The following is a 24,421-nucleotide window of genomic DNA, read 5'->3' as shown; positions in this document are numbered from 1 at the left end:
CCGGATTCTGGTTGACGCGCGGAAATGTCCAACAAATCCTCACTCAAAAATGCCGTCATATGTTTGTGACATGAATCGGGTTTTCTTCATTCAAATTCGGGTTGCCAGTCGGAAGGACAACCAAATGAGCGAAGAACAGATCGATCCAAAAAAATATCGCACCCTGTTCATTTCAGATGTGCATCTTGGTTCCAAAGCAGCTCAAGCTGAGCTTTTGCTTGATTTTCTGCGCTATCACGAGGCGGAAACGATCTATCTGGTTGGCGACATTGTCGATGGCTGGCGCCTGCGTCGCAACTGGCACTGGCCGCAGGAGCATAATGATGTTGTGCAGAAACTGCTACGCAAAAGCCGCAAAGGCGCGACAATCATTTATATCGCCGGCAATCACGACGAATTTCTGCGAAATTTTCAGGGTACACATTTTGGCGGCATCGAGGTGATGAACCGCGCCATTCACGAAGCTGCGGATGGCCGCAAGTTTCTGGTCATCCACGGCGACCAGTTCGACGTGGTTGTGCGCAATGCGCGCTTTATCGCCTATCTGGGTGACTGGGCCTATGACACAGCGATCTGGATCAACACGGTTATGAGCCGTATACGCGCGACGTTCGGATTGCGTTATTGGTCATTTTCCGCATGGGCCAAATTTCGCGTGAAGAAGGCTGTCAATTTCATTGGAAAATTTGAAGACGTGGTTTCCGATGAAGCAAAACGCATCGGCGTGGATGGTGTGATCTGCGGTCATATTCATCACGCAACCATCGGAAATATGAATGGTGTTGAATATATCAATACCGGGGACTGGGTCGAAAGCTGCACAGCGGTTGTCGAGCATTTCGATGGTCGCATGGAATTGCTTGAATGGACGCAATGTCTCGCTCAACGCCCATCGATCCCGGCTGATCGGGAAAGCAGCAAGATAATCAGGCTTCCAAAACAAACTCGAAAAGCGGTGAATAGCAACAGATGAAGAAACTCGTCATCGTGACAGACGCGTGGCATCCGCAAGTGAATGGCGTGGTGAGAACGCTGACAAAATGCTGTGAACTGATGACAGCACGTGGCTACGAGGTGATTGTTGTTTCGCCGCTGGATTATCGCTCTGTTCCGTGTCCGACTTATCCAGAAATTCGTCTGGCCATGACAACACCGGCTGCCGTCCGGCGGCGATTGCTTAAGATGCAACCCGATTATGTGCATATCGCAACCGAAGGTCCGCTTGGTTTTATGGCGCGCAGGGCATGTCTTAAGATGGGCTGGAGCTTCACGACAAGTTTCCATACGCGCTTTCCGGAATATCTTCAGGACCGCTTTCCCATACCACCAAAATGGACTTATGCATTTTTACGCCGCTTCCATAATCTTGCATCGCATACACTTGTTCCGACCCAATCCATTCTGGATGACTTGCGGGAGCGCGGCTTTACGGGATTGGAATTATGGACGCGCGGTGTTGACCGCACGCTGTTTCATCCGCGTGATGATGTGGCAAGAGACCTTCCAAAGCCAGTTTTCATCTGTGTTGGACGCGTTGCGACAGAAAAAAACCTGCCAGCATTTCTCGAGCTTGATCTGCCCGGCACAAAACTGATTGTCGGCGATGGCCCTGCGCTCAATGATTTCAGGTCGCGTTTCCCGGATACGGTATTTATCGGAAAAAAAGAGGGCAAAGAGCTGGCGCAAGTCTATGCATCAGCGGATGTTTTCGTTTTTCCAAGCAGAACCGATACATTCGGCCTTGTTCTGCTGGAAGCTATTTCATCAGGCCTTCCTGTAGCGGCCTATCCTGTTCCCGGATCATCCGATGTTGTGGGTGCCACAGGCGCAGGCGTTCTTTCGGAAGATTTGCAGACTGCTTGTCTTGCTGCCCTTGAAATGCCTGCCTTTAACCCTGCTGAAGTCCTCAAACCCTTCACATGGGAGGCCTGCGCGGATATTTTCGAGAACGTGCTCTCATCAGCAACGCGCCTCACGCAGGCAGCACAGGATGCCCATAATCAACCCCAGACGGCCGCTTCCGGCGGATAAACAAGAGCACCATCATAATGAAGGCCGGGAATGCGATCCTGCGCCAAGAGCAGTGGACCATCGAGATCAACGACATTGGCTTTCTGTGCGAGCAACACGGCCGGAGCCATACCCAGCGATGTGCCGACCATACAGCCAACCATGATCTGCAATCCAAGCGCAGTTGCCTTTTCGCGCATGATCAGCCCTTCTGTCAGACCGCCGGCTTTGTCGAGCTTGATATTGACTGCATCATAACGCTTTGCGAGGTCTTCAAGACCAATCGACGTATGCACGCTTTCATCGGCACAAATGATGACCGGACGTTCAATTCGGCTGAGAATTTCGTCCTTGCCAGCGGGCAGGGGCTGTTCGATCAGAACCACACCGGCCTTTGCGGCAGCGGCCATGTTTTCTATAATGTTGTCATCAGTCCAGCCTTCATTGGCATCGATGATAATGCGGCTGTTGGGAGCAGCCTTTGCAACAGCCAAAATACGCTCAATGTCATTATCGCCCCCCATCTTGACCTTGATCAGCGGATAATGGGCAACCTTAGCCGTCGATTCAGCCATTTCAGCAGGCGTACCGAGCGACACCGTAATCGCAGTTTCAAGCGGGCGGGTCGGTGTTCCAAGCAAGTCTGCAACACGTTTGCCAGATATTTTTGCTTCCAGATCCCAGAGCGCGCAATCAACCGCATTGCGCGCGGCACCGGCGGCCATAATTGTCTGTATTTCCTGACGCGTTGCACCCTTTTCAAGGGCCTTACGCACGACCTCAATCTGTTCGCTCACACTCTCAATCGATTCGCCATAGCGTGCATAGGGCACACATTCGCCACGCCCACGCTTTCCTTCATGGCTTATCTCGCACACGATGACCGAAGCCTCCGTCTTGGAGCCGCGGGAGATTGTGAATTTCCCGGCAATAGGATAGCGTTCATGAATGATTTTCAAGTTTTTGTGCATGGCTATGGCTTCCAGTACGCAGTATTTCGGTCGCGCAACGACTCGTATAAGGGTTAGGCCATGTTGACCGACACCGACGACAAAGCAAGTGCTGCCGCCAATGTCGCGCCAAAGATTGATTTGGCCGAGCAGGATAACTTACGTCTCATAAACCTGAGCGGACATTGGATTTCTCAGAACGTTGGCGTTGTCGACAAAAAAATGCGCGAGCTCGAAAAAATTGGCGGCTCACAGGCAGCGATCATCAACGTTGCGGGTGTGGAAAGTCTTGATACGGCTGGTGCCTGGCTGATCGAACGCCTGCGCCACCGTCTGTTGTCTCAAAAGATTGATGTTGAACTCCAAGGCGTTAAGCCAGCATGGCTGCCGCTTGTGGAAGAGGTCGGCAAATCCGTCGAACGCACGCTGGATGTGCCACAGACCAAGAAGCCTTTCTTATTTATCAAAATGCTGGATTCCATCGGGCGTGGCGTCACCTCGATGTTTCAGGATTTCCTGATGGCAATGCACATTCTTGGTGCAACAATTCGCGGTGCGCAGCTGAAAGCCGGGCGCGGCAGTGGCATTCCGTTTCCGGCAATCGTTAAGCAGATTGACCGGATGGGCGTGGGCGCGATCCCGATTATTGTGCTTATGTCAACAATTGTTGGTGCCATCATTGCACAGCAGGGCGCCTTCCAGCTTCGCTATTTTGGCGCTGAAATTTTCGTGGTTGATCTGGTCGGCATTCTGGTTCTGCGTGAGCTCGGCGTGCTTCTGACTGCCATCATGATCGCCGGACGATCCGGCAGTGCGATCACGGCTGAAATCGGCTCGATGAAAATGCGGGAAGAAACAGATGCGCTCACCGTTATCGGGCTTAATCCGGTCGGTGTTCTTGTCTTTCCGCGACTTGTCGCGCTTGTGGTGATTCTGCCGCTTCTGACAATCATTGCAGATCTTTCAGCTTTGGTAGGCGCTGCAGCGGTTACTTATTTCTACTCCAACATCTCGCCGGAAGCATTTATCAGCCGCTTGCATGATGCCGTTGCACTCAACACCTATTTTGCAGGTCTTATTAAAGCACCGTTTATGGCGATGATTATCGGCATACTCGCTTCTGTTGAAGGCATGAAAGTCGGCGGCAGCGCAGAATCACTGGGCAGTCGCGTAACTGCCTCTGTGGTTAAATCAATTTTCATCGTCATCGTTGTCGATGGTTTGTTTGCGATATTCTACGCTGCAATCGACTTCTAAGTCTTCAATATCCCTCTATATAAGGAATTGTGGGGCCTTTCGGACACAGTTCCAGACAGAACTTATATAGCTTTGTTTCATACTGTTCTGTCGAAGCGCACGCTCAGGTAAAGAGTAAATATGGAGACTATCATCGATAACCAGCAGCCAATGCAGGATACACAAAGCAGCGAAGCGCCTGTGCCGATCATTTCGGTGCGGGATGTTACCGTTGGCTTCGGTGGCCGCGCTCCTGTACTCGATAGCTTATCGCTCAATATTTATAAGGGCGAAGTCCTTGGCTTCATCGGGCCGTCAGGTTCTGGTAAATCTGTGCTGATGCGGACCATTCTTGGACTGAACAAAAAGCAGTCGGGTGAGATCGAGATATTGGGACGCAATATCGACAAGATCACAGAAGCCGAGAAAATGGCAATTGATATGCGCATGGGCGTGTTGTTTCAGCATGGCGCCTTATTTTCAGCACTCAGTGTGCTTGAGAACATTCAGGTTCCGATGCGCGAATATCTTGATCTTCCGCCCAAGCTTATGGATGAACTTGCGCGTCTCAAAATCGATCTGGTGGGCCTAAGTCCTGATGCGGCTGATAAATTTCCATCTGAACTTTCCGGCGGCATGATCAAGCGTGCGGCATTGGCACGTGCTCTGGCGCTTGACCCGGACATTGTATTCCTTGACGAGCCGACATCTGGTCTTGATCCGATTGGGGCGGCAGACTTTGACGAACTGATCGCCAATCTGCGCGATACAATGGGGCTTACCGTTTATATGGTGACGCACGATCTTGACAGTCTGTTTGCGATTTGTGATCGCATTGCCGTTCTGGGTAACAAAAAAGTTTCGGTTAGCGGTTCCATTGAAGACATGCTGGCTGTAGACGATCCATGGGTTAAATCCTATTTTCGAGGAAAGCGCGCACGTCAGATCGACACCTCTGCGCCAAGCAGAAGACGGCCCGGCAGCGGCAGCCGCTTGCAGACTGGATAAGATATGGAAACGAAGGCCAATTATGTACTGGTAGGAGTTTTCACGCTGATCGTCAGCCTGCTGGCTTTCGGTTTCGTGTACTGGATCGCGCGCTATGGCGAAGCCAGAGACTCCGTAGAGCTTGATGTACGCATACCTGGATCGGTAACGGGTCTGGGGATCGGTAGTCAGGTTCTGTTTAACGGTATCAAAGTCGGTGACGTCCGCTATCTTCACCTCGACGAGACAAATCCGGGTATGGTGATCGTTAAAACGCGTGTGAATGCAACAACACCGATTACCCGTTCAACTGAAGCGACGCTGGGCTTTCAGGGTCTGACAGGTCAGGCCTATATTGAGCTTAAGGGTGGGCGGCTTGACGAGCCAAACCTTCTTACCGAAGCTGCAAAAGAAGATACGGTTGCACGCATTGATGCCGATCCATCTGCCGTGAACAATCTTCTGGCGACCGCGCAGGATATTTTTGCGCGCGCAAACAGCGTGCTGGGCGAGCTTGAAGGCTTTGTCACAGAAGCGCGCGGGCCGCTGACTGACACGATCAAAAACACCAAGACCTTCACAGATGCACTGGCAAAGAATGCCGATGTGATTGATGAGCTGGGCTCCAACGCGGACAACATCAACCAGATCGTTTCTGATGCCAAAGAAATGATGGGGCGCTTGAATGCTGCTTCATCGCGCATCGAAGATGTGATTGCGAAGGCGGACCATTTGCTCTCCAGTGACGATAAGGACGGTGTTGTGGCGCAAGCCAAGGCAACGCTTGAATCCATTCGCCAGCTATCCAGCAATCTGGACAAGCGCATTTCACCCATTGCCAGCAATCTTGAACGCTTCTCCGGTCAGGGCTTGACCGATATTCAGGCGCTGATTGGTGATAGCCGTCGCGCTGTACAACGTGTAGAACAGGCTGTATCCGATATTGAGCGCAATCCGCAGCGATTGTTCTTTGGTGGCCCCGGCAGCGTACCGCAGTATAACGGAAGGACGCGTCATTAATGTCCAATACAGGTTCTGTGGTGGTAAATTCCCATCGTCGTTTCATTATGCCTCTTCTGCTTGCAACCTTGCTGGCAGGTTGCGGGACGACAACACCGCTCGACACATTCAGCCTTTCCGCACCGCAGCAATCGCAGTCCGCATCGGCGAACCGCAAGAACCTTCAAATTCTGGTGCCCCCACCAAGCGCTTTGAAAGCGCTTGATAGCCAGAACATCGTCGTCAACACTGCGCCCGGTGCCATTGAATATCTCAAAGGCGCGCAATGGGGCGACAGGCTGCCAAACATCGTTCAGTCGCGTCTTGTGCAGGCCTATGAAAATACCGGCGTATTTGGCGGTGTTGGGCGCCCCGGTGACGGTTTGGCCATCAACTATCAGATCCTGAGCGATCTTCGCGTATTCAGTATTCAGGCCTATGGTGCTCAGAGAGCCGCAGTGGTGGAAATCGCCGTCAAGCTTATGAATGACAAGAATGGTGAAGTCCGCGCCACACGCGTTTTCCGTGCCACAACACCAGTCTATGGCACGTCCAACAACGAATATGTCAAAGCGCTGGATAGTGCTTTTGAACGTGTCGCCAGCGAAATTGTTGGCTGGACAATTTCTTCACTCTAAGCGTTAAAACATAAAAGGCAGCTTGTTTTCACAAGCTGCCTTTTTTCTCGCCCGTCACTTCTGAAGTTCATACAGAACCGTCAGTTTAAACCAGCACCGGGCAACACCCGAACCCCAAGCTTTTCTAAAAAAACTGGACATAAAAAAACGCGGCCCATGAGCCGCGTTTTCATTACTTTATTGGCTTTTCTTACCGCAGGCGACCGCTTGCATGGGCCAGCATCGTGTAAACTTTACCGGTATCTGACGTCAGGTAAGTCTGCGTCACCATGTTATCGCGGTCATTGCGCGCAACGTCTTCAAGCAGACGCTGGAAGTCGTCCATGTAACGATCTACAGCGCGACGGAACTCACCATCCGTCTGATATTTACGCTTGATGTCGTCAAAGGTCTGCTGTCCCTTGAGCGTATAGAGACGACGGGTAAAGACATTCCGTTCACCGCGGCGATAGCGGTCCCATAGCTCAACGGATGCTTCATGATCGATTGCGCGGGCAATATCGACCGAAAGCGAGTTGAGCGATTCAACCACATGGCTTGGCGAGCGAGGGGCCTGCGTAGGCTGTGCCTGCGATGGGGCGGCCACCTCATCCTCGCGCGATGCGCGGGCAAGAAGGTCAGAAACCCAACCGCGTGGCTTATCAGAGGATACAGCTGGCTGTGCGGGTTTAGGGGCTTCTACCGGACGGGTGCGAACAGCGACGTCGGCCTGTGGCTGCACTGCCATGATAGGAGCCTGAACCGGAGCTGGCCTCTGGGTCTGAACCGGACGCGAAACAGGGCGATCTGCGCGGCTTTCACCAACATCAACCAAACGTCCCGACTTGTTGACGATTTCAGCAAGTTCCTTGAGAGCATTGATCTGCTCGCCAACGGCTTTGCGCATTGCGCTCGTCGTTTCCTTGGCTTCCGCAGGCATATCCAGAACGCCGCGCTTGAGTTCACCACGGGTTGTGTCGAGCTCTGTGCGAATTTCTGTTGCCGTGCGGCGGATATCGTCGGTCGCAGCGGAGAACTTCTGCGATGCCTGTTCGACGATCTCAGCAATGCTTTCACGCATCTTCTCAGCCGAAGAACGGGTCTGGCCCTCTGCGCGCTGGAAGGCCGATGCCACGATCGTTTCAAACGACTGCATCAGATTCTCAATGCCTTCCGACTTCTCAACAAGGCCCGAAGCAAGCTTGTCAAGCGCGAGATGGCGATCTTCAAGCGTACCGGCAAGACCATTCTGTGCCGAGCTGATCATATCCGAAGCAGTTGAGAGAACCTTGCCATGCTCTTCAAAGCGCTCGGCAATATCAGCAATCTGCGACAGTGTACCATCGGAAAGCGCGCGCAGCGTGCCAATATTGTTGTCGATGAGACCCGTTGAGGCCTGGAACATCTGTGCTGCGCGGTTTGCATTTTCAACGAAGCTGCTTGTCGTTTCAACAAGGCGGCCGTCAATGCTTGTCAGGTTGCGCGCAGCAGATTCGATCAGCTTGCCAAGTTCGCTATTTGAAGCGGCGAGGCGATCAATCAGCTCGCTTACATTGTCTGACAGTCCCGTCTTTGCCTGCTGCACGGCTGCAATGGTTTCTGCCGTACGGCTGGCCAGTGCATTGACGAGCGCTGCGTTCTCAGCACGCAGACGATCAGTGGCTGCATGGGTCGCTTGTTCAAGCTGTTCTGCCAATCCGCGACCGCTATCCGCCAGACGCTGCACAAGAGGCTCGGCAGTGTCGCTGAGAATCTGTGTGATTTCCTGCGAGCGCGCTGCCAGAACTGCATTGAGTTCACGTGTGCGTTCTTCAAGCGTAACAGCCGTTGTATCTGTTACCTGAGCGATACGTGCTTCAACGGAACCCAGTTCCATTGTGATCCGCGAGCCAATGTCACCAAGGCGTGTGGCAATGGCATCAGCACGTTCGGTGAGACGCGCTTCTGTGCCGGACAGGTTTTCGGTAACGCTTGATGAGAATGCTTCGCTGTGACCGGCCAATGTTTCACTGGTCCGGGTCGCCGTGTCAGCAATACGCGCTTCAATCGCCGAAAGTTCGCCGGTGAGGCGGCTTTCAATGGCTTCAAGTCCACCGGCAATAGCGCTTGCACGCTCACTTAGACGGGCTTCTGTGCCTGCCAGATTATCGGCAACACTTGCTGCAAATGCTTCGCTATGACCGGCAAGTGTTTCGCTTGTCTTGCTCGCCGTATCAGCAATGCTGCTTTCAATCTGGGCCAGACGCGATGCAATTGCATTGGCTCGCTCACCGAGGCGTTCCTCAGTCGCAGCAAGATTGGTCGTCAGATCAGCGCTGAAATTCTGACCAAAACCGTCGAGCGATTCACCAGCCTTCGCCGCTTCTGCGGACAGAATGCTGGCAGCTTCCGTGATCTTCTCGCGCAGCGAACCAGCAACGACGCCTGCACTGTGTTCAAGTGCACGGCGAACATTGTCAACGCCCATCGTGAGCGCCTTTTCCATGGTCTGCGTGCGCTCTTCGATAATGCCAGTCTGACCTTCGAATGCACGGCCGATCGCATGGCTGCTGTTTTCAATCGCATGATGCAAATTGGTCGTGCGTTGCGAGAGAATTTCGCCATGGTCCTGAAGCGTCTGGCTCAGAGATGCAGTGGTTTCAGTGAGCGTTTCGCGGATGGCAGCAGCACGACCTTCAATGGTCTGTTCATGTCCATCAAGAATATGGGCAAGGGTGCTGTTGTGATCGTTGAGAACCGAGCGAAGACCGCTCGTACGTTCTTCTACACGCTGAACATGATCGGTAAATGTCGCCTCGAAAGCATCACGGCTTGCGCCGATGGTTTCGCTGATGGCTTGCGAACGCTCATCAAAGACACGCGCCAGCTGCTGCTGATTGTCTGCAATAAGCGTCTGCAAAGCGGTGACGCGCTCATCGAATGTGCGTGCCAGAACTTCGCGATTTTCATTGAAGTTATCGCGCAACACGCTTGTGCGTTCATCCAACAACTGAGCAAGCATGGCCTGATTGCCGGCGATCACACTGTTGAGCGAGGCTGCACGTTCATCAAGCGAACGGGCATGATCAGTAAATGCTGCATCAAGACGCGATGCATTGTTTGCCATTTCTTCCTGAAGAACATTTGTTCTGTCAGCAAGGATCGCAGCATGGTGCTCTGCGGCTGAATTGAGCGCAGATGCGCTGCTGTTGATGGCGTTTTCAATGTCGCTCGTGCGAGCAGCCAACGTATCGGCATGACCACGAATGACAGCCGAAACACGCTCAGTTTCGCCTTCAAGCGAAGAAGCCAGTACGTCGCGGCTTTCCGCAAGCTTGCCTGCAAAGGCTGAAGCCTTTTCGTTGAGAACGTTGCCAACGCTCTCGCTGATCGAATTCAGTTCATCGCTGATCTTCGTCTTGGTTTCATCGATCATACCAATCATTGCATTGCGCCCACCTGAGAAGGTTTCGGCAATTTCACGGGTACGGGCAATGAGATTTTCATTGATCTGGCGTGAACGGGTTTCAAGGGCCGCGTTGAGCTTTTCCGTGCTGCTGTCAAGCGCATGCGCACGCGTTTCAAACTCGGTCAGAAGCGAGCGACCACGTTCATTGAGTGTCGTATCAAGCTGCGCGAGACGTGTATCGAACTCGCTGACCATTGACTGGGTTGCACCACCGAGCAGTGTCGCAATGCCCGCCGTGCGTTCGTCCAATGCCGAGCTTACACGTTCCGAAATCTCGCGCGACTGCTGGTCAAGCGTTGTGATGCGGGTATCAAGCTCTTTCGAGAAAGATTCACCGGAACTGGTGATGCGGCTCGCAATATCGCCGGTACGCTTTTCAATAGCATCAGCAATGGCTCCGCCACTTTCATTGATGCTGCCGATCAGACGCTCGCCGGAATCGCCCAACAGCGCACTGAGCTGTTCAGATGCGGAGGCAACATTATCGCGTATGATATTGGCTGCGCTCGACAATTCTTCCTTCAGCTGCTCATGCGCACCCGTAATGGAAGAGCGAACGCGTTCAGCATGGCTGACCACGGCTTCGCGTTCATTGCCAAGATCGCTGACAAGCGAACGAATACGGACTTCGTTGTCGCTGTACGCACGTTCAAGCTGATTGACCTCTGATTGAACAAGGGTCTCAAGTTCGACAGCACGCGCCAGCGTACGTTCGATACCTTCGTTCATTGCAGCAACTTCGCGGCGAACGGCTTGGCTCAGCGTGGAAACGCGATCACCCGCTGCTGCTTCAGGCTGCAACAGTTTCAGCGCTGCTTCCGACATGCTGCGTGCTGCAACATGCATTTCCTGTGCACGACGAACAATATGGGCAAAGCCCCAGAACATAGCGATAGGCAGCGCCACGCCTGCGGCGACGCCAATACCGGATGGGGATGTGAAGAAATTCGTCGTTGCCTGGAGGCTTGAGAAAACGTCCGGGCTGATTGCTTTGCTGATTGCAACACCGCCAGCGGCCCAAAGGACACTCATGGCTGTTGTGGTCCAGTAAAGCCTGGATGAGCGTTCGGTTGCGCGGCGCGGCGCTGTCGCGATGGCTCGGCCATTGCGTGAATCATCATTGGCTGGCGTCAGGGCTGCGGCAGGCGTGGCGGCGACAACAGATGGCGCAGGAGAGGCCGAAGAGGTTGCAGGCTTCGCTGCGGCGTCCTGAGCGATAGGCTTGGATTTATTGGCAGGCTTTGGCGCAACGTTGGCTGCTTCTGGTAAGGCGGAAGAAGCTGTTGTGTTGGCGACCGAAGCGATCGGAACAACCGGCGGCATTGGGGGGGCAGCCGGGCTTGCAATCACAGAAACGGTTGCGATCGTCTCTGCCTTCGCTGTTCCCTCTGTCGTAATATCAACGGAAGAGACCTGCGCGGCTTGAACCACTTTCGTGTTCTGCTCTGCGACCAGTTCTTCGGTCGCGCGCGAAATCTGCTCTTCGAGGTCATCGACTGAGAAATCTTCGTCAAACGCACTCATATCCATGTCGATGTCGAAATCGTCACCGAAATCAATGTCGAGTGCCTGTTCAAGTGCCTGTTCAACCTCATGGTCGAGCTTTTGCGCTTTGGATTTTGAAGCCATAGCCTTGCCTACCTCGTACTCAATTACTGCGACGGCCGGAACAACTCAGAGCCGTTACAAAACTTACTCCGCCATTTTTTATCGTACTGACTCAGGCTTGTTAAGGAAATAGGCACCCGGGCCAGATGTCTAAAACTTTAAATACAAGGTTAACAAAAATGAGTGAGCCTGTAAAAAATCCCGGAGTTCCGGCGTTTTTAGATGGGTGATCATTCTGTGGAAATCAAAACAATGTGCGAAATGACTATAACGCATCCTGTGTAAAAGGTTAACAAAATTACGCGCGGAAGGTGAACTGGTACTTTTCCGCCACCCACAGTTTGATTCATGCTCCTGCGCTTTGTCTTGTGATCGTCAATACTGCCGACCAGCTAGAACGGCATATTGGCGCAGTTCTCTGCCAAGCTGGTTCCCGTGGTTGAAACTCCTGGCATAAGACCGTATTTGCCTCTGCAACATATCAAAGAAGCTTGTTGCAGCTCAAAGGGGTTGTTAAACAGCTTTCAATCGCGCCCTCTTGGCGTGTTCAGGACCTTAAAATGACAAAGATTATCTTCGTATCCGCTGATGGCGCATCCCGCATAGAAGTTGACGCTGACAATGGATCAAGCGTGATGGAAGCTGCAATCCGCAACGGTGTTCCGGGTATTGATGCGGAATGTGGCGGTGCCTGCGCCTGTGCAACCTGCCATGTTTATATTGATGAAGACTGGACTGACACGGTTGGCGGCCCGGATGCGATGGAAGAGGATATGCTGGATTTCGCTTGCGAACCCCAGCCGAACTCGCGGCTTTCCTGCCAGATCCGCGTGCGCGACGAGATAGACGGCCTCGTCGTCACCGTGCCTGAACGCCAGAACTAAAGCGCATCCCGAAAAGGGTGAAGCGGTTTTCTGAACAAGATGCGTTTTAAAACAAACAGATAGAGCCGTTTTGGCTTACTGGCTCATTTTTTCAAGTTTGTAAGTCAGGAGCCGCTCAAAACGGCGCTCGAAGTTGATCGTTTCAACGCGATCAAATTGCTCTTGCGCCTTATCATGGGCTGTCATCAACTGCTCGGTCACTTTGTCGATGTCAGCGCGCAATGTCGAACAATCTTTACGGCTGCGAAGCGCACGTATCTCACGTTCCATCTCGCTCGCATGACTGCGGGCGATCACGATGTGGCTTTCTTCGTGGCGGCGAATATCCTGATAAAGGGTATCCCAGATCAGTGCGAGTTCGGGCGATGCTTTCCGGCGCTGTTTCCAGCGCGGCAGCATGACCTTCGCATGAACATTGACATAAACGTCCTGAACCTTGCAGGCGCGATCACCGGTCGCGCGACCATAACGCACTTTGGCGTCAAAGCGAATCTCGGCTGCGCCGGGATGATGCTGTCCGGTCTTTTTCAGAAACGGGCCGCTGCGCGACAATGCCTTGTCGAGATCTTCCGCAGTCTTTCCGTTGACATTATAATAACTGAACGTTCGGAAAATGGAGGCGGCTTGAGCCTGTGGTGCAACGACAGCCAGCGCCACTGTAATCGCCAGAACCCGTTTTTTAAAAGACATGTTCCGGCACCTCTTCATATAACCAGAAAGAAATTTGCAAATTCAACGATGAGCAACATGGCATGCAATCGTCAAGAGAACTATAACAACCACCATAAAACATTGTACTTGTTTTCTGGCTGCATTGTTTCCGACAAAAAAGACAATTGGAATATTCGTAAATGATGAAAGAATGGCAACTTGCCCATGGTCGTAACCTCCAATTGGGGACAAAATCTGTCATCATGGGCATTTTAAATGTCACGCCGGATTCATTCTCAGATGGCGGCCAATATAACGATGTCGATAAGGCTTTGGCGGTTGCTGAAAAGATGCTCGATGATGGCGCGACCATTATTGACGTGGGTGGCGAGTCGACCCGTCCGGGCGCTGAAGCGGTGGATGCTGAGACCGAAGCGGCACGCGTTGTTCCGGTTATTCGTGCGCTGACCGAGCGCTTCGGCTGCATCATTTCTATTGATACCTATCGCGCCTCAACCGCCCAACGTGCGATCGAAGCAGGCGCGCACATCGTCAATGACGTATGGGGGTTGCAAAAAGAGCCTCAATTAGCCGAAGTGGCACGGGAAACCAGCGCCGGGCTGGTCATCATGCATAGCAGCCGCGACAGGGACACCAATCCCGATGTGATAGCCGACCAATTTGAATTTCTTGGCAGATCATTGGAAATCGCGGGCAGGGCAGGTATTGAAACCTCGCGCATTGTGCTCGATCCTGGTTTTGGCTTTGGCAAGGATAAGGACGACGACATTGCACTGATGGCACACATGGAAGCGTTGCAGCGTTTTGGCTATCCTCTGCTTGTCGGCACATCGCGCAAACGCTTTATTGGTGCAATCACCGAGCAGGCCGACCCTTTGAAGCGTGATGTGGGAACCGCGGCAACATCCGTGGCGACGCGTCTCGCCGGAGCCAGTATTTTCCGCGTCCATAATGTCGCTTTTAATAGGGATGCTCTTGCAGTCGCTGATGCTATCCTGCAAAGCAAAGCAAGTTCAAAATAGGAAATCAGGCCGTGTACACAATCCGTATCATGAATTGCGCATTCTTTGCGCACCACGGCGTCTTTGACGAGGAACATAAGCTCGGCCAGCGATTTTATGTCGATGCGATCCTTGATGTCGATCCCGGTGATTCCCTGGAAAATGACGATATTGAAGGCACGGTTCACTATGGGATCGCCTTTGCCGTCATTAAGGATATTATCACCGGGCGTCAGCGTTATTTGATCGAAACACTTGCGCTTGATGTCGGAAAGGCACTCAAAGAGCGTTTTCCGCAGATTAAACGTGCGGAAATTACCATTCGCAAGCCCAATGCACCGGTTCCGGGCATACTCGATCATGTCGAAGTCACTGTGGTATATCCACGTTGATCGACGAAGACATGCCTTATCGCGCCTGGCTGGGCCTTGGCGGCAATATTGACGACCCTGTTGCGTCTATGGCCAAAGCATTGAAATTGCTTGATGGCCGTAAAGACACAAAGGTCGTCGCCGTGTCGAATGTCTATCGCACACCGCCATGGGGCAAAACTGATCAGGCGTGGTTTCACAATGCCTGCGCGGAAATAGTGACCGCGCTTGAGCCCCTCAAGCTTATCCAAATATGTCTTGATGTCGAACGTTCACTCAAGCGTGTGCGACTGGAGCGCTGGGGGCCGCGCATCATCGACATTGATATTCTCGCAATGCAAAACAAAGCGGGCGAGGCGATCATCATGAATGAGACCGACCTTGAACTGCCGCATCCGCGCATTCAGGAGCGCGCTTTTGTGCTCGTGCCGCTTAATGATATTGCGCCGGAACTGGAAATCGCCGGTAAAAGCGTTTGCCAATGGGAAGCGGCCTGTAAGAGCGCTGAAATAGAAAAAGCCCGCACGGATGCGGGCTGGTGGCTTGAACAATACTAGTCTTAATTCTTGGCGATGCTGCCGACAGCCATGTTGTCAACGCGCTTGAGGCTCATGCCGATCACCGGAACCAGTTCCTTTTCGACGCGAACAGACACCGTGACATTCATAGTGTTTTTATCGGCAACGCGTGCGAGCATGGCACCATTAAGTTCCTTGCGGTTAAGACCAAGCACAACCTTGTTGCCGCTGACCGAACCGGAAGTCACATTGAGACCTTTGCCTTCTGCTCCGTCATTGAACTTACCGGAATAGCTGGAGCCAGTGCGTGTAACCGTTGCCTTCATCGGCTGCGAGAAAACACCAACCCGGCAAGAACCATCCAGCGTCATGCCAACCGTATCATCGGGCATGGTGCCTGCCAGCGTACAGACGAACTTCGTGCCTTTGTATTTTCCGGCAACGATCTCACCCGGACCCGACCATTGGCCTTCGATTGTCTGGAAAAACTGTTCATCCTTGTCTGCAGCCGATGCAGGCGCAGCAAAGAACGATGCGGGCAGTAGCGTGAGGCATGCAACGATGTAATTTTTCATATTCAGCTCTGTCCCGGAATTTCTACCATTAAGGGCGCATTCCAATAGATTATTTCAATACACGCCAACACAAATACGCAGCGTGTTTCGAAGGGGCAGGAATCGCAGATTCGAGCCCCCAATATTCTGACCTTATAATCGTCGCGAATGGTTAATGCTTCGTTGTTGCCGTTCGCAAAGTCAACGGATTTGCATCATTATATGTTGTGCCTAGCCACGATTTTTTGGCTTTGGATCCTTATCACTATTTATGCGCGCAATATCGCCGATAAAGTCGCCAATACCGGGTCTTTTCTCAGCATTGAATGGAAAGGGGCGCACAACGTCCATGGCCGCAATCCCGATGCGGGCGGTCATCAAGCCATTGACCACGCCTTCACCGAGCTTTGCCGAAAGCCGTGACGCCAACCCATGGCCGATAAGCTGCTGAATGACACTATCCCCCATAGCGATTGTTCCGGTCACAGCCAGATGCGCCACAACGCGCCGCGCAAGCTTCAAAAAGCCCAGTGTTCCGGGACGTCCACCATAAAGCTGTGACAGTCTGCGGATGAGACGTGCCGATTCAAAAATCACATAACCAATATCAACCAGCGCCCGCGGGCTGATGGCTGTCACGATAGAAACGCGCTTAGACGCATTGAGGATCAAGGCACGCGCTTCGCGATCAAGGGGGCGCAGAATTTCTGTTTCGGCAAGCTGGATGAGATTGCGGCCATCAATTATTTCGTCGCTCAGCCCATCCAGCATCTGCCGTCCGCGCGCGGTTTCAGGCAAACCGGCTGCAATTGCACGCAATTCATCCACAGCTTTGCGCGCTGCGGCCATATCATCACGTTCGGCAGCATCGGCTGCGTCCTTGCGCAGATGCTGAACCGATGCGAGCCTGCGCAAAGCCAGCAACTCCCGCACGATAATGGCGAGGAAGGCCACAAGTGCAACCACGGCAACAGCCAGAGCCGTCCAGCCAAGCCAGTCGGATCGCGCAAACAGCGCCTGAATGAGATCCTCGATCCAAATACCGATGGCAAACGAAACCAGAATACCCAAGGCACCAAACAATATCCTGCTCAACGACCAACGACGCGGCGGCGGCGCTTCAAAGGACGGATCAAGAATTTCAAGTTCTGCCGCTTCATCCTCACTGAGCGCAAAGATATCCACCTCAGGGACAACCTTTTCCAGATCCGTGACGGCGCGTGGGCGGCGCGGCGCATCTTGTTCCATGTCCAGAGCCGAAACCGTCTCAACGGGTTTTTTGACGGTAAACGATGTCGGTTTGCGCGGAGGCTGCTCACTCATGCCAAACGATCTCCGATAAGAAACTGGAGTGCGCGATCAAGCCGGATATGCGGCAAGGAAAGCGTGATGCCTTCCGCAGTGCGTTCAAGACGCGGAGGGCGGAAGCGGACAAAGCGGATGGCTGACTCTGCGCTCGAAAGCAACGGCTCGAATATTACATTAGGATTTTTTGGTAAATCACCGGGAAATATAGCAGTTTCTGTTTTTCCATCGAATGTTTCACCATCAATACGCTCGCCTTTAAGCGGCGTTCCAATGATCACAGGCAGCGTATCCTTGCCTTCTTTTACAGTGGCTTCGCGGGTGGCACGGACGGCGGCCATAGCCAGCACTTCGATATCGGCACCGGAAAAATCGGCACGCTCAATGGCGCGCTCCACAAGCCTGCGAACAATCGCCTGCAACCGGTCATGACTTTCATGATGCAGATGATCGGCTTTTGTTGCTGCGACCAGAATACGCCCGATACGGCGTTGAATAAGCCCTGTCAGCAGGCTGGCGCGTCCCGGACGAAAGCACGAAAGAATATCAGTGAGCGCGCGTTCGAGGTCGGCTACCACAGCACCACCGGCATTCATGGCCTGCATGGCGTCGATGAGGATAATCTGTCGATCAAGCCGCGCGATATGTTCGCGAAAAAAGGGTTTGACCACATGTGTTTTGTAAGCCTCGTAACGGCGCTCCATCATCGCACCCAGACTGCCCGTCTTGAAATCATCTGCTTTTAAATCGGGCAAGGGAGCGAAAGTAAGCGCAGGCGAGCCCTCAAGGTCGCCCGGCATAAGAAAACGCCCCGGCGGCAATGTAGACAAGGCGCGTTCATCGGCCTTACCGGCCCTTAAATAAGCCGTGAAACTCTTTGCCAGCCTCTGTGCGGTCAGTTCGTCTGCACTGTCTGATGCGATGACCATCTGAGCCTCTCTCAGCCAGTCCTGCGCCAGATCTTTATGAGTTGGCTCATTGGCCAGTGCAAAAGAATCTGCGCTGAACTCACGATAGTTTTTACCCAGCAAAGGCAGATCAAGCAGCCATTCACCGGGATAATCAACAATATCGATGGACAGCCGTCCCGGTGAAAGCCAGCGGCCCCATGCCGATGCGCTCTCATATTCAATGGTCAGCCGAAGCTGCGATATGGCGCGCGTCGAATCCGGCCAGATGCCTTCATCAAGCAGCGCCGAAAGATGCTCTTCATATTGAAAGCGCGGCACCGCATCATCGGGCTGCGGTTCCAGCATGGAACGGGAGATCCGCCCGGATTTATAAGCTTCAAACATCGGCAGGCGACCGCCATGCACCATATTGTGCACAAGGGCCGTTATGAAGACCGTTTTGCCCGCGCGTGAAAGACCGGTAACGCCAAGTCTCAGCGAAGGAGACATCAGCCCGGTTGCGCGATCCGTCAATGTATCAAGTGCGATCCGTGTCTCATCGCTGAAACTGGTCAGTTTTGCCAATTGTTGCCTCGCAAGAAAACCGTTCTATCACACTCATACATAGGAACCCGTGCGGCATATCAACAAGGCCGCCGTTAAATGCTTCAACTCCGCTTATGCACCCGGCAGCGGAAAGCTTTCGAGAAAACCTTTGCCACGCGCAATTTCTGACAGCGGCCCATCAAACCGCATGATGGCAAGGGCAGACGTTGGAAATCCGGCACCAAGTCGGGACATGCTCGCAGCTTCACCATCGCCACAGAGCGCAAGTGCCAAATCTTCAATGCTTGGATTGTGTCCCACCAGCATCAACTGCCCTGAACCGGCATTGGCGCGAATGGCCTGCATATACTCGTTTGGCCCCCCGCTATACATAGTCTCGTCAATGACTGTTTCGACGTTAATGCCAAGCCGCTTGATAAGACCGAACGCGGTTTCACGTGTGCGGCATGAAGCCGAAAGCAGAATTTTTTCAGGAAGAACCCCAGATGACAGCATGGCTTCAGCCAGTCTATCCAGAGAGCAATTCCCCTCATTATCCAGCGGCCTGTCAAAATCACTCATTGATGGCTTAGCCCATATAGCCTTCGCATGGCGGAGAAGAAAAAGACGACTCATGAGGGGCTCCCAGCTGCAATTTGAAAGGCGCTAAAGGGAATTAATGCCACAATTTCTGCAAACTTTCTCGCAATCGCTCTCGTTTTTGATGATTTTTTTAAAGCTTCGGGAAATATTCACAGGTAGTTTTGCTCTTTTATTGGGCATAAACTGGATGATTGGTTGTTCTTCATTCGTAATTATGTTTCGTGAGTACCAGCCTAGACAATATTTTGAAGGCATTTATAAAAACAAAAACTAACAAACTATACACTTAATATAAATTGCGTATTTTTTCATCAAAATCATACAATTTTGATGGATTAAAAAGTCGTGAAGCGCGCGTGTTTAATGTTGTGTCGTCGTTGCGATGGACTTATATAACCGCTCGCGTCTCCTAGATGTGGGGTGATTCAGAATGAGTGAATTAATCGACCTTGACTATAGGCCCACTGAAGACGAACCGTTCATGAATGAACGGCAGAAGTCTTACTTTCGTGCAAAGCTTGTTGCATGGAGGAATGATATTCTTCGCGAAGCGCGCGAAACTCTCGATGCGCTACAGCAGGAAAATGCAAACCACCCGGACCTGGCGGATAGGGCATCCTCCGAAACGGATCGGGCAATTGAGCTTCGCGCTCGTGACAGGCAGCGCAAACTGATTTCCAAAATTGATGCAGCCATTGGCCGTATTGAAGAGGGGACTTATGGTTTTTGTGAAGAAACCGGCGATCCGATCAGTTTGAAACGACTTGATGCACGACCAATCGCAACGCTTTCTATTGAAGCGCAAGAGCGCCACGAGCGCCGCGAAAAGGTCTATCGCGACGATTGATCTTCATCCAGTCGGCTATACAAATTCAAAGGCTGCGGGTTCGCAGCCTTTTTTCTTTGTGTTTTTATGATGCACAAAAAAGGGTATCAGCCCATCGGAATGATACCCTGATATTGCCAAAGGCAGTCTGATCAGAAATTGCGTGTTTCGTTTCTGGTAAGCTCACCGAGAAGCTTTTCCATTTCATCCTCAATCGCATCATCCCGGCGTGCATTTGCCTCGTTCTCGTTCGGAGAAATATCAAGCGAACCGAGCAGCTCTTCTTCAAAAAAATCAACTTCGAGCATTGACGGTTCATCATCAGCAGAACGTGCCTGAGTTTCCGTTTCAAGGTCAGCCATGATGGCATCATGCAACGCGCCGCCAATATCGCCCAGATCATCGTCAGTAAGATCCGGCTCGGAATGTGCCGAAACCATAGCCGGCTCTGTTTTGGTCGCAGATGGCGTATTGGCAGCCGGGCTCTGCTGGATATTGCTGATTTCAGGAACAGGCGATTTTACGCCCGTTGGCTCACGCTCCGGCGTTACGCCGCCAAGGTCGGAAGAAGCCGCGACAGTTGCAGCTGCTGCCGCACCGGCACCAAGACCAGATGTCGAGCTGAGAACCCCACGCGATACCTGGCTAAGCGGATAGGCAGGATGCAGACGCGGAGACTGTAGCTGTTCTGCCGGGCGCGCTTCGGGCAGAACCGTGCGCGGCTGTGGCGGGTAATTCGGGGCAGGTCGTGGCGGCTGAGGGCGACCCTGAACCGCTGGTGCTTCGCCTACCTTGGGTGCCTGAGGCGCAACCGGCATAACAGGTGGCACAGGCGGCGCCCTAAACTGCTGCGCTTCAAATGTTGCCTGCTGCACAACCGTCTCGCGCACGATTTCTGGCTTGCGCGGTAACGGTGTTTCAATCGGAGAATTAAGCTGAATGGCTTCGTTTTTCTCCACAGGCTGCGGCACCTGCTGCGAAATACCCGGACGCTCTCCCGCCTCTGAAGTGAGACTTGCCTCATGCTGTCGGAAACGTTCGATATGTTCCGCTTCAATACGGGTTGCTTGCGAGCGCGAATTGGCACGTGATTCCATGACGATATTTTGCTCAACAACAACGTCGGTGGGGCCACCGATAAGCAGAAGATGCTCAACATCGTCACGACGGATCAGAACCAGCTTACGACGGCTATCCACCGCTGCAGCATCCATCACCGACAATCTTGGCTGGCGCCCGGTTCGTGCATTAGAGGCAAATCCTCCGCCGCTAAAGCGACGGATAATACTCAGAACAACGAAAATTCCGCCTAGAATGATCGCAAAAATAAGGATGAAGCCGACAATATTTGCCGTGCTTTCGCCAACAAGACCGCTGAGCCATTCCTTCATGCGGGTAACCCTCTCATACTAAAACCAATAATGTCCGGTTGACGGAAACCACAAATTCCCCGCGCTTCAAATCACCGCGACAACACATGTCCTGTAGAACACTAATTCAATTTGCCTTGCATGGGAATGTTCTATGAATTCATGAGAAACATATGATCCCCAGCCAAAACAGTGCAAAACGCTGCTCTTCGTGCTGTTTTATACGAGCCATGCTTGTGCTGTCAGGCAATTAACGCATTCTGCGAATCGTATATACCCTGCAATATGCGTCAAAATCTGGCACAAGATATAAAGCTGGAAAACGATGCAGGGAACGTGATTGGTTTTGCTTGATGAATAAGATAGCGCTTGAGCTGGAAGAAACAGCGAATGGACGATACGTCGTCCATGCAGTTCAGCCAAACAGCATGAAAGGGCAGTGGGCCTGATGTCGCGACATACGGACAATAATTATCCGAAACCGCTCGTCATGCCGAAGCGTGGCTCCAGTTCAGCTTTGAGGCTGCTGATCATCGGCGTCGTGCTGACCATGGCAGCCCTTGTCTATTTCCTGTTTCGCGATCAGCTTGGCGATGGTTTCGCAATCGTTTTAATGGGCATATTGTCCATGATTGGCGTTTTCTATCTTTTTGGTGCGGCCACGGGGCTGATCCAGTTCAGCCAGCGGCATGGTGGGCAGGATCTGGCGCATGTTTTCATGGATACACAGCCGGAAGGCACCGTCATTTCAGATGCACGCGGGCAGATTGTCTATGCAAACAATGCCTATGCCAGAATGACCGGCGTTGCATCCGCTGATGGTGTTCGCTCGCTCGATAATATTCTGACCACCGAACCTGCTGCTTCAGATGCTATTTACCGGCTGACAAATGCCGTGCGTGACGGGCTTTCGGGGCAGGAGGAAGTGCGTATTTCCGGTGGCCTTTCACGGGACGCTCAAGGAGCGGATGCTCCTGTCTGGTATCGTATCAAGGCACGTCCCGTTGACGGCGGACAGGACTTCAAGGGAACGCTTGTCGCCTGGCAGATTGCGGATATTTCGGACGAGCGCGCCGAACAGGAGCGATTCTTTCAGGAGTTGCAGGAAGCAATCAACCACCTTGATCATGCGCCTGCCGGATTTTTTTCGGCTGATCCTTCGGGCCGTATCATCTATCTCAATGCAACCCTTGCCGAATGGCTTGGCGTAGACCTCACGCAATTCACCCCCGGTTCTCTCACGCTCAATGATATTGTCGCTGGCAGCGGTATGGCGCTTATCAAAGCCGTCAAAGCAGAACCCGGCACCAGCCGTAACACTGTGATCGATCTCGATCTGATCAAGCGCAATGGTCAGAGCCTAGCTGTGCGCTTTTATCATCGCGTCCAGGCTGCGCGCGATGGCACACGCGGCACCAGCCGCACGATCGTGTTGGATCGTGCAGAGGGTGATGATTCCTCCGCAGCACTGCGCTCGGCAGAAGTCCGCTTCACGCGCTTCTTCAATTCCGCCCCAATGGCCATTGCAGCCGTGGATGCGCAAGGCCATACGCTGCGTACCAATGCGCGCTTCCTTGATATTTTCGCGCCGGTCGTGGATCGCGATGCGGTGGATAACCGCATCAAGCTCGAAAATGTCGTCCATGAACGTGATCGCGATACGTTCAACAAGGCGCTGGCAGCGGCCTTTGCAGGCCAAGCCAGTATTTCGCCCGTCGACACCGTTCTTCCGGGCAATGAAGACCGTCACATTCGCTTTTATCTGAGCGCGGTCACTGATCTTGGCGAAACAAGCGAAGAAGCAGCGATCGTGTCGGCGGTAGAAACCACCGAGCAGAAGGCGCTCGAAAATCAGATGGCGCAAAGCCAGAAGATGCAGGCTGTCGGCCAGCTTGCCGGTGGTATCGCGCACGACTTCAACAACGTCCTGACCGCGATCATCATGTCATCGGACCTGCTGCTGAGCAATTATCGCGCTTCCGACCCGTCCTTCCCTGACATTATGAACATCAAGCAGAACGCCAATCGGGCCGCCTCGCTCGTGCGTCAGTTGCTTGCATTCTCGCGCCGTCAGACGCTTCGCCCAGAGGTTCTTGATCTTACCGATGTTCTGGCCGATCTGCGTATGCTGTTGGCGCGTCTGGTGGGTAAGGATATCAGCCTCAAGATCGAACATGGACGCGATGTCTGGCCTGTTAAGGCCGATCTTGGCCAGTTTGAACAGGTCGCCGTCAATCTCGCTGTGAATGCCCGTGACGCAATGCCGGAGGGCGGCGAGATCACGCTGCGCACACGCAACGTCAAAGCACATGAGGCAGCCAAGCTCCACTATCGTGATCTGCCCGAAGCCGACTATGTTGTCTTTGAAGTCGAAGATACCGGTACGGGAATTCCGGCCGATGTGCTCGAAAAAATCTTCGAGCCATTTTTCACCACCAAGGAAGTGGGCAAAGGCACCGGCCTCGGTCTCTCCATGGTCTATGGCATTATCAAGCAAACCGGCGGCTTCATCTATTGTGATTCCGAAGTCGGCAAGGGCACGACCTTTAAAATTTTCCTGCCACGCCATATTGAAGAAAAAAGTGCAGACAATGCACCTGTCACAATCAAGGAAAAGAAGGTCGAAAAGGCCGCTGACCTTTCCGGCTCGGCAACTGTTCTGCTTGTCGAGGACGAAGACGCCGTGCGCATGGGCGGCGTGCGTGCGCTGCAATCGCGCGGCTACACCGTTCATGAAGCAGCCTCAGGCGTCGAAGCGCTGGAGGTTCTGGAAGAACTCAACGGGCAGGTGGATATTGTTGTCTCTGACGTTGTCATGCCTGAAATGGATGGACCGACGCTGCTGCGCGAATTGCGCAAGACCCATCCCGACATCAAATTCATCTTCGTATCGGGTTATGCGGAAGACGCATTCGCGCGTAATTTGCCAGCTGACGCCAAGTTCGGCTTCCTGCCAAAACCTTTCTCTCTCAAACAGTTAGCAACTGCTGTTAAAGAAATGCTGGAGAAAGAAGATTGATGCCGAA

19 protein-coding genes and 2 pseudogenes are annotated in these 24,421 nt (G+C 52.9%); 12 read left to right on the top strand and 9 right to left on the bottom strand.

Annotated features, from left to right (window positions below):
• The first annotated feature begins 124 nt into the window (after nt 1-124).
• Both ABE530_RS07350 and ABE530_RS07345 read left to right on the top strand, forming a co-directional pair.
• Complete coding sequence (locus ABE530_RS07350) at nt 125-973, top strand: UDP-2,3-diacylglucosamine diphosphatase (RefSeq protein ID WP_499694116.1); 849 nt, start codon at nt 125-127, stop codon at nt 971-973.
• Nucleotides 970-2,031: a glycosyltransferase family 4 protein gene (locus tag ABE530_RS07345; RefSeq protein WP_499694115.1), complete on the top strand. Its 1,062-nt coding sequence runs from the start codon at nt 970-972 to the stop codon at nt 2,029-2,031. Before ABE530_RS07350 ends, ABE530_RS07345 begins: the two co-directional genes overlap by 4 nt.
• On the opposite strand, the gene dgcA is transcribed toward ABE530_RS07345, so the two are convergent.
• Nucleotides 2,001-2,981, bottom strand: a complete 981-nt coding sequence (gene dgcA, locus ABE530_RS07340; RefSeq protein WP_499694114.1) for an N-acetyl-D-Glu racemase DgcA — start codon at nt 2,979-2,981, stop codon at nt 2,001-2,003. The genes ABE530_RS07345 and dgcA overlap by 31 nt on opposite strands.
• A gap of 60 nt (nt 2,982-3,041) precedes the next feature.
• Between dgcA and ABE530_RS07335 the strand changes: the two genes are divergently transcribed.
• The 4 genes from ABE530_RS07335 to ABE530_RS07320 all read left to right on the top strand — a co-directional run bounded on the left by ABE530_RS07335 (nt 3,042) and on the right by ABE530_RS07320 (nt 6,820).
• A complete protein-coding gene (locus ABE530_RS07335; protein ID WP_499694113.1) occupies nt 3,042-4,217 on the top strand; it encodes an ABC transporter permease in 1,176 nt (391 codons plus the stop codon).
• Between the two features lie 120 nt (nt 4,218-4,337).
• Nucleotides 4,338-5,204 (top strand): ABC transporter ATP-binding protein, encoded by an 867-nt coding sequence (locus tag ABE530_RS07330; RefSeq protein ID WP_265984711.1) that lies wholly within the window; start codon nt 4,338-4,340, stop codon nt 5,202-5,204.
• Between the two features lie 3 nt (nt 5,205-5,207).
• Nucleotides 5,208-6,203 (top strand): MlaD family protein, encoded by a 996-nt coding sequence (locus ABE530_RS07325; RefSeq protein WP_265984710.1) that lies wholly within the window; start codon nt 5,208-5,210, stop codon nt 6,201-6,203.
• Nucleotides 6,203-6,820: an ABC-type transport auxiliary lipoprotein family protein gene (locus ABE530_RS07320; protein WP_265984709.1), complete on the top strand. Its 618-nt coding sequence runs from the start codon at nt 6,203-6,205 to the stop codon at nt 6,818-6,820. Before ABE530_RS07325 ends, ABE530_RS07320 begins: the two co-directional genes overlap by 1 nt.
• A gap of 190 nt (nt 6,821-7,010) precedes the next feature.
• Here ABE530_RS07320 and ABE530_RS07315 read toward each other — a convergent pair.
• Nucleotides 7,011-11,381, bottom strand: a pseudogene (locus ABE530_RS07315) (apolipoprotein A-IV repeat region-like domain-containing protein); the annotation flags it as partial.
• A gap of 296 nt (nt 11,382-11,677) precedes the next feature.
• Nucleotides 11,678-11,876: pseudogene (locus ABE530_RS07310) on the bottom strand (hypothetical protein); the annotation flags it as partial.
• A gap of 539 nt (nt 11,877-12,415) precedes the next feature.
• Between ABE530_RS07310 and ABE530_RS07305 the strand changes: the two are divergent.
• The gene (locus ABE530_RS07305; RefSeq protein WP_499694112.1) at nt 12,416-12,739 is read left to right on the top strand and encodes a 2Fe-2S iron-sulfur cluster-binding protein; all 324 of its coding nucleotides are present in this window, start codon (nt 12,416-12,418) and stop codon (nt 12,737-12,739) included.
• Nucleotides 12,740-12,814: 75 nt separating this feature from the next.
• Here the strand turns inward: ABE530_RS07305 and ABE530_RS07300 are convergent, their stop codons facing one another.
• Nucleotides 12,815-13,429: a DUF922 domain-containing Zn-dependent protease gene (locus tag ABE530_RS07300; RefSeq protein ID WP_265984706.1), complete on the bottom strand. Its 615-nt coding sequence runs from the start codon at nt 13,427-13,429 to the stop codon at nt 12,815-12,817.
• Nucleotides 13,430-13,590: 161 nt separating this feature from the next.
• On the opposite strand from ABE530_RS07300, the gene folP reads away from it, so the two are divergent.
• Genes folP through folK form a run of 3 tightly spaced genes read left to right on the top strand, consistent with a single transcriptional unit; the run spans nt 13,591 to nt 15,340 of the window.
• Nucleotides 13,591-14,433, top strand: coding sequence for a dihydropteroate synthase (folP, locus tag ABE530_RS07295; protein WP_499694111.1), 843 nt, complete (start codon nt 13,591-13,593; stop codon nt 14,431-14,433).
• An 11-nt stretch (nt 14,434-14,444) separates the two neighbouring features.
• Entirely contained in the window at nt 14,445-14,804 is a 360-nt protein-coding gene (gene folB / locus ABE530_RS07290; RefSeq protein WP_396996588.1) for a dihydroneopterin aldolase, read from the top strand.
• An 11-nt stretch (nt 14,805-14,815) separates the two neighbouring features.
• Nucleotides 14,816-15,340 (top strand): 2-amino-4-hydroxy-6-hydroxymethyldihydropteridine diphosphokinase, encoded by a 525-nt coding sequence (gene folK, locus ABE530_RS07285; protein WP_499694235.1) that lies wholly within the window; start codon nt 14,816-14,818, stop codon nt 15,338-15,340.
• Between the two features lie 2 nt (nt 15,341-15,342).
• Here folK and ABE530_RS07280 read toward each other — a convergent pair whose 3' ends face one another.
• From ABE530_RS07280 to ABE530_RS07265, 4 genes are all read right to left on the bottom strand, one after another.
• Nucleotides 15,343-15,876 (bottom strand): hypothetical protein, encoded by a 534-nt coding sequence (locus tag ABE530_RS07280; protein WP_499694110.1) that lies wholly within the window; start codon nt 15,874-15,876, stop codon nt 15,343-15,345.
• A gap of 210 nt (nt 15,877-16,086) precedes the next feature.
• Complete coding sequence (locus ABE530_RS07275; RefSeq protein ID WP_499694109.1) at nt 16,087-17,178, bottom strand: YcjF family protein; 1,092 nt, start codon at nt 17,176-17,178, stop codon at nt 16,087-16,089.
• Complete coding sequence (locus ABE530_RS07270) at nt 17,175-18,635, bottom strand: YcjX family GTP-binding protein (RefSeq protein WP_499694108.1); 1,461 nt, start codon at nt 18,633-18,635, stop codon at nt 17,175-17,177. The genes ABE530_RS07275 and ABE530_RS07270 overlap by 4 nt, the downstream gene beginning before the upstream one ends.
• A gap of 93 nt (nt 18,636-18,728) precedes the next feature.
• The gene (locus tag ABE530_RS07265) at nt 18,729-19,232 is read right to left on the bottom strand and encodes a SixA phosphatase family protein (protein WP_499694107.1); all 504 of its coding nucleotides are present in this window, start codon (nt 19,230-19,232) and stop codon (nt 18,729-18,731) included.
• 397 nt (nt 19,233-19,629) lie between these two features.
• On the opposite strand from ABE530_RS07265, the gene dksA reads away from it, so the two are divergent.
• Nucleotides 19,630-20,046, top strand: a complete 417-nt coding sequence (dksA, locus tag ABE530_RS07260; protein WP_094507171.1) for an RNA polymerase-binding protein DksA — start codon at nt 19,630-19,632, stop codon at nt 20,044-20,046.
• A 131-nt stretch (nt 20,047-20,177) separates the two neighbouring features.
• Here the strand turns inward: dksA and ABE530_RS07255 are convergent, their stop codons facing one another.
• Entirely contained in the window at nt 20,178-21,416 is a 1,239-nt protein-coding gene (locus tag ABE530_RS07255; RefSeq protein ID WP_499694106.1) for a flagellar biosynthetic protein FliO, read from the bottom strand.
• 427 nt (nt 21,417-21,843) lie between these two features.
• Between ABE530_RS07255 and cckA the strand changes: the two genes are divergently transcribed.
• On the top strand, nt 21,844-24,414 hold the full coding sequence (cckA, locus tag ABE530_RS07250; RefSeq protein WP_265984698.1) for a cell cycle histidine kinase CckA: 2,571 nt from the start codon (nt 21,844-21,846) through the stop codon (nt 24,412-24,414).
• Nucleotides 24,415-24,421 lie beyond the last annotated feature (7 nt).

This window comes from Brucella sp. TWI559, assembly GCF_039674265.1.
Lineage (GTDB): Bacteria > Pseudomonadota > Alphaproteobacteria > Rhizobiales > Rhizobiaceae > Brucella > Brucella chromiisoli.
Note: the sequence above shows the minus strand (reverse complement) of the source record. Positions and strands in the feature narration are given on the sequence as shown.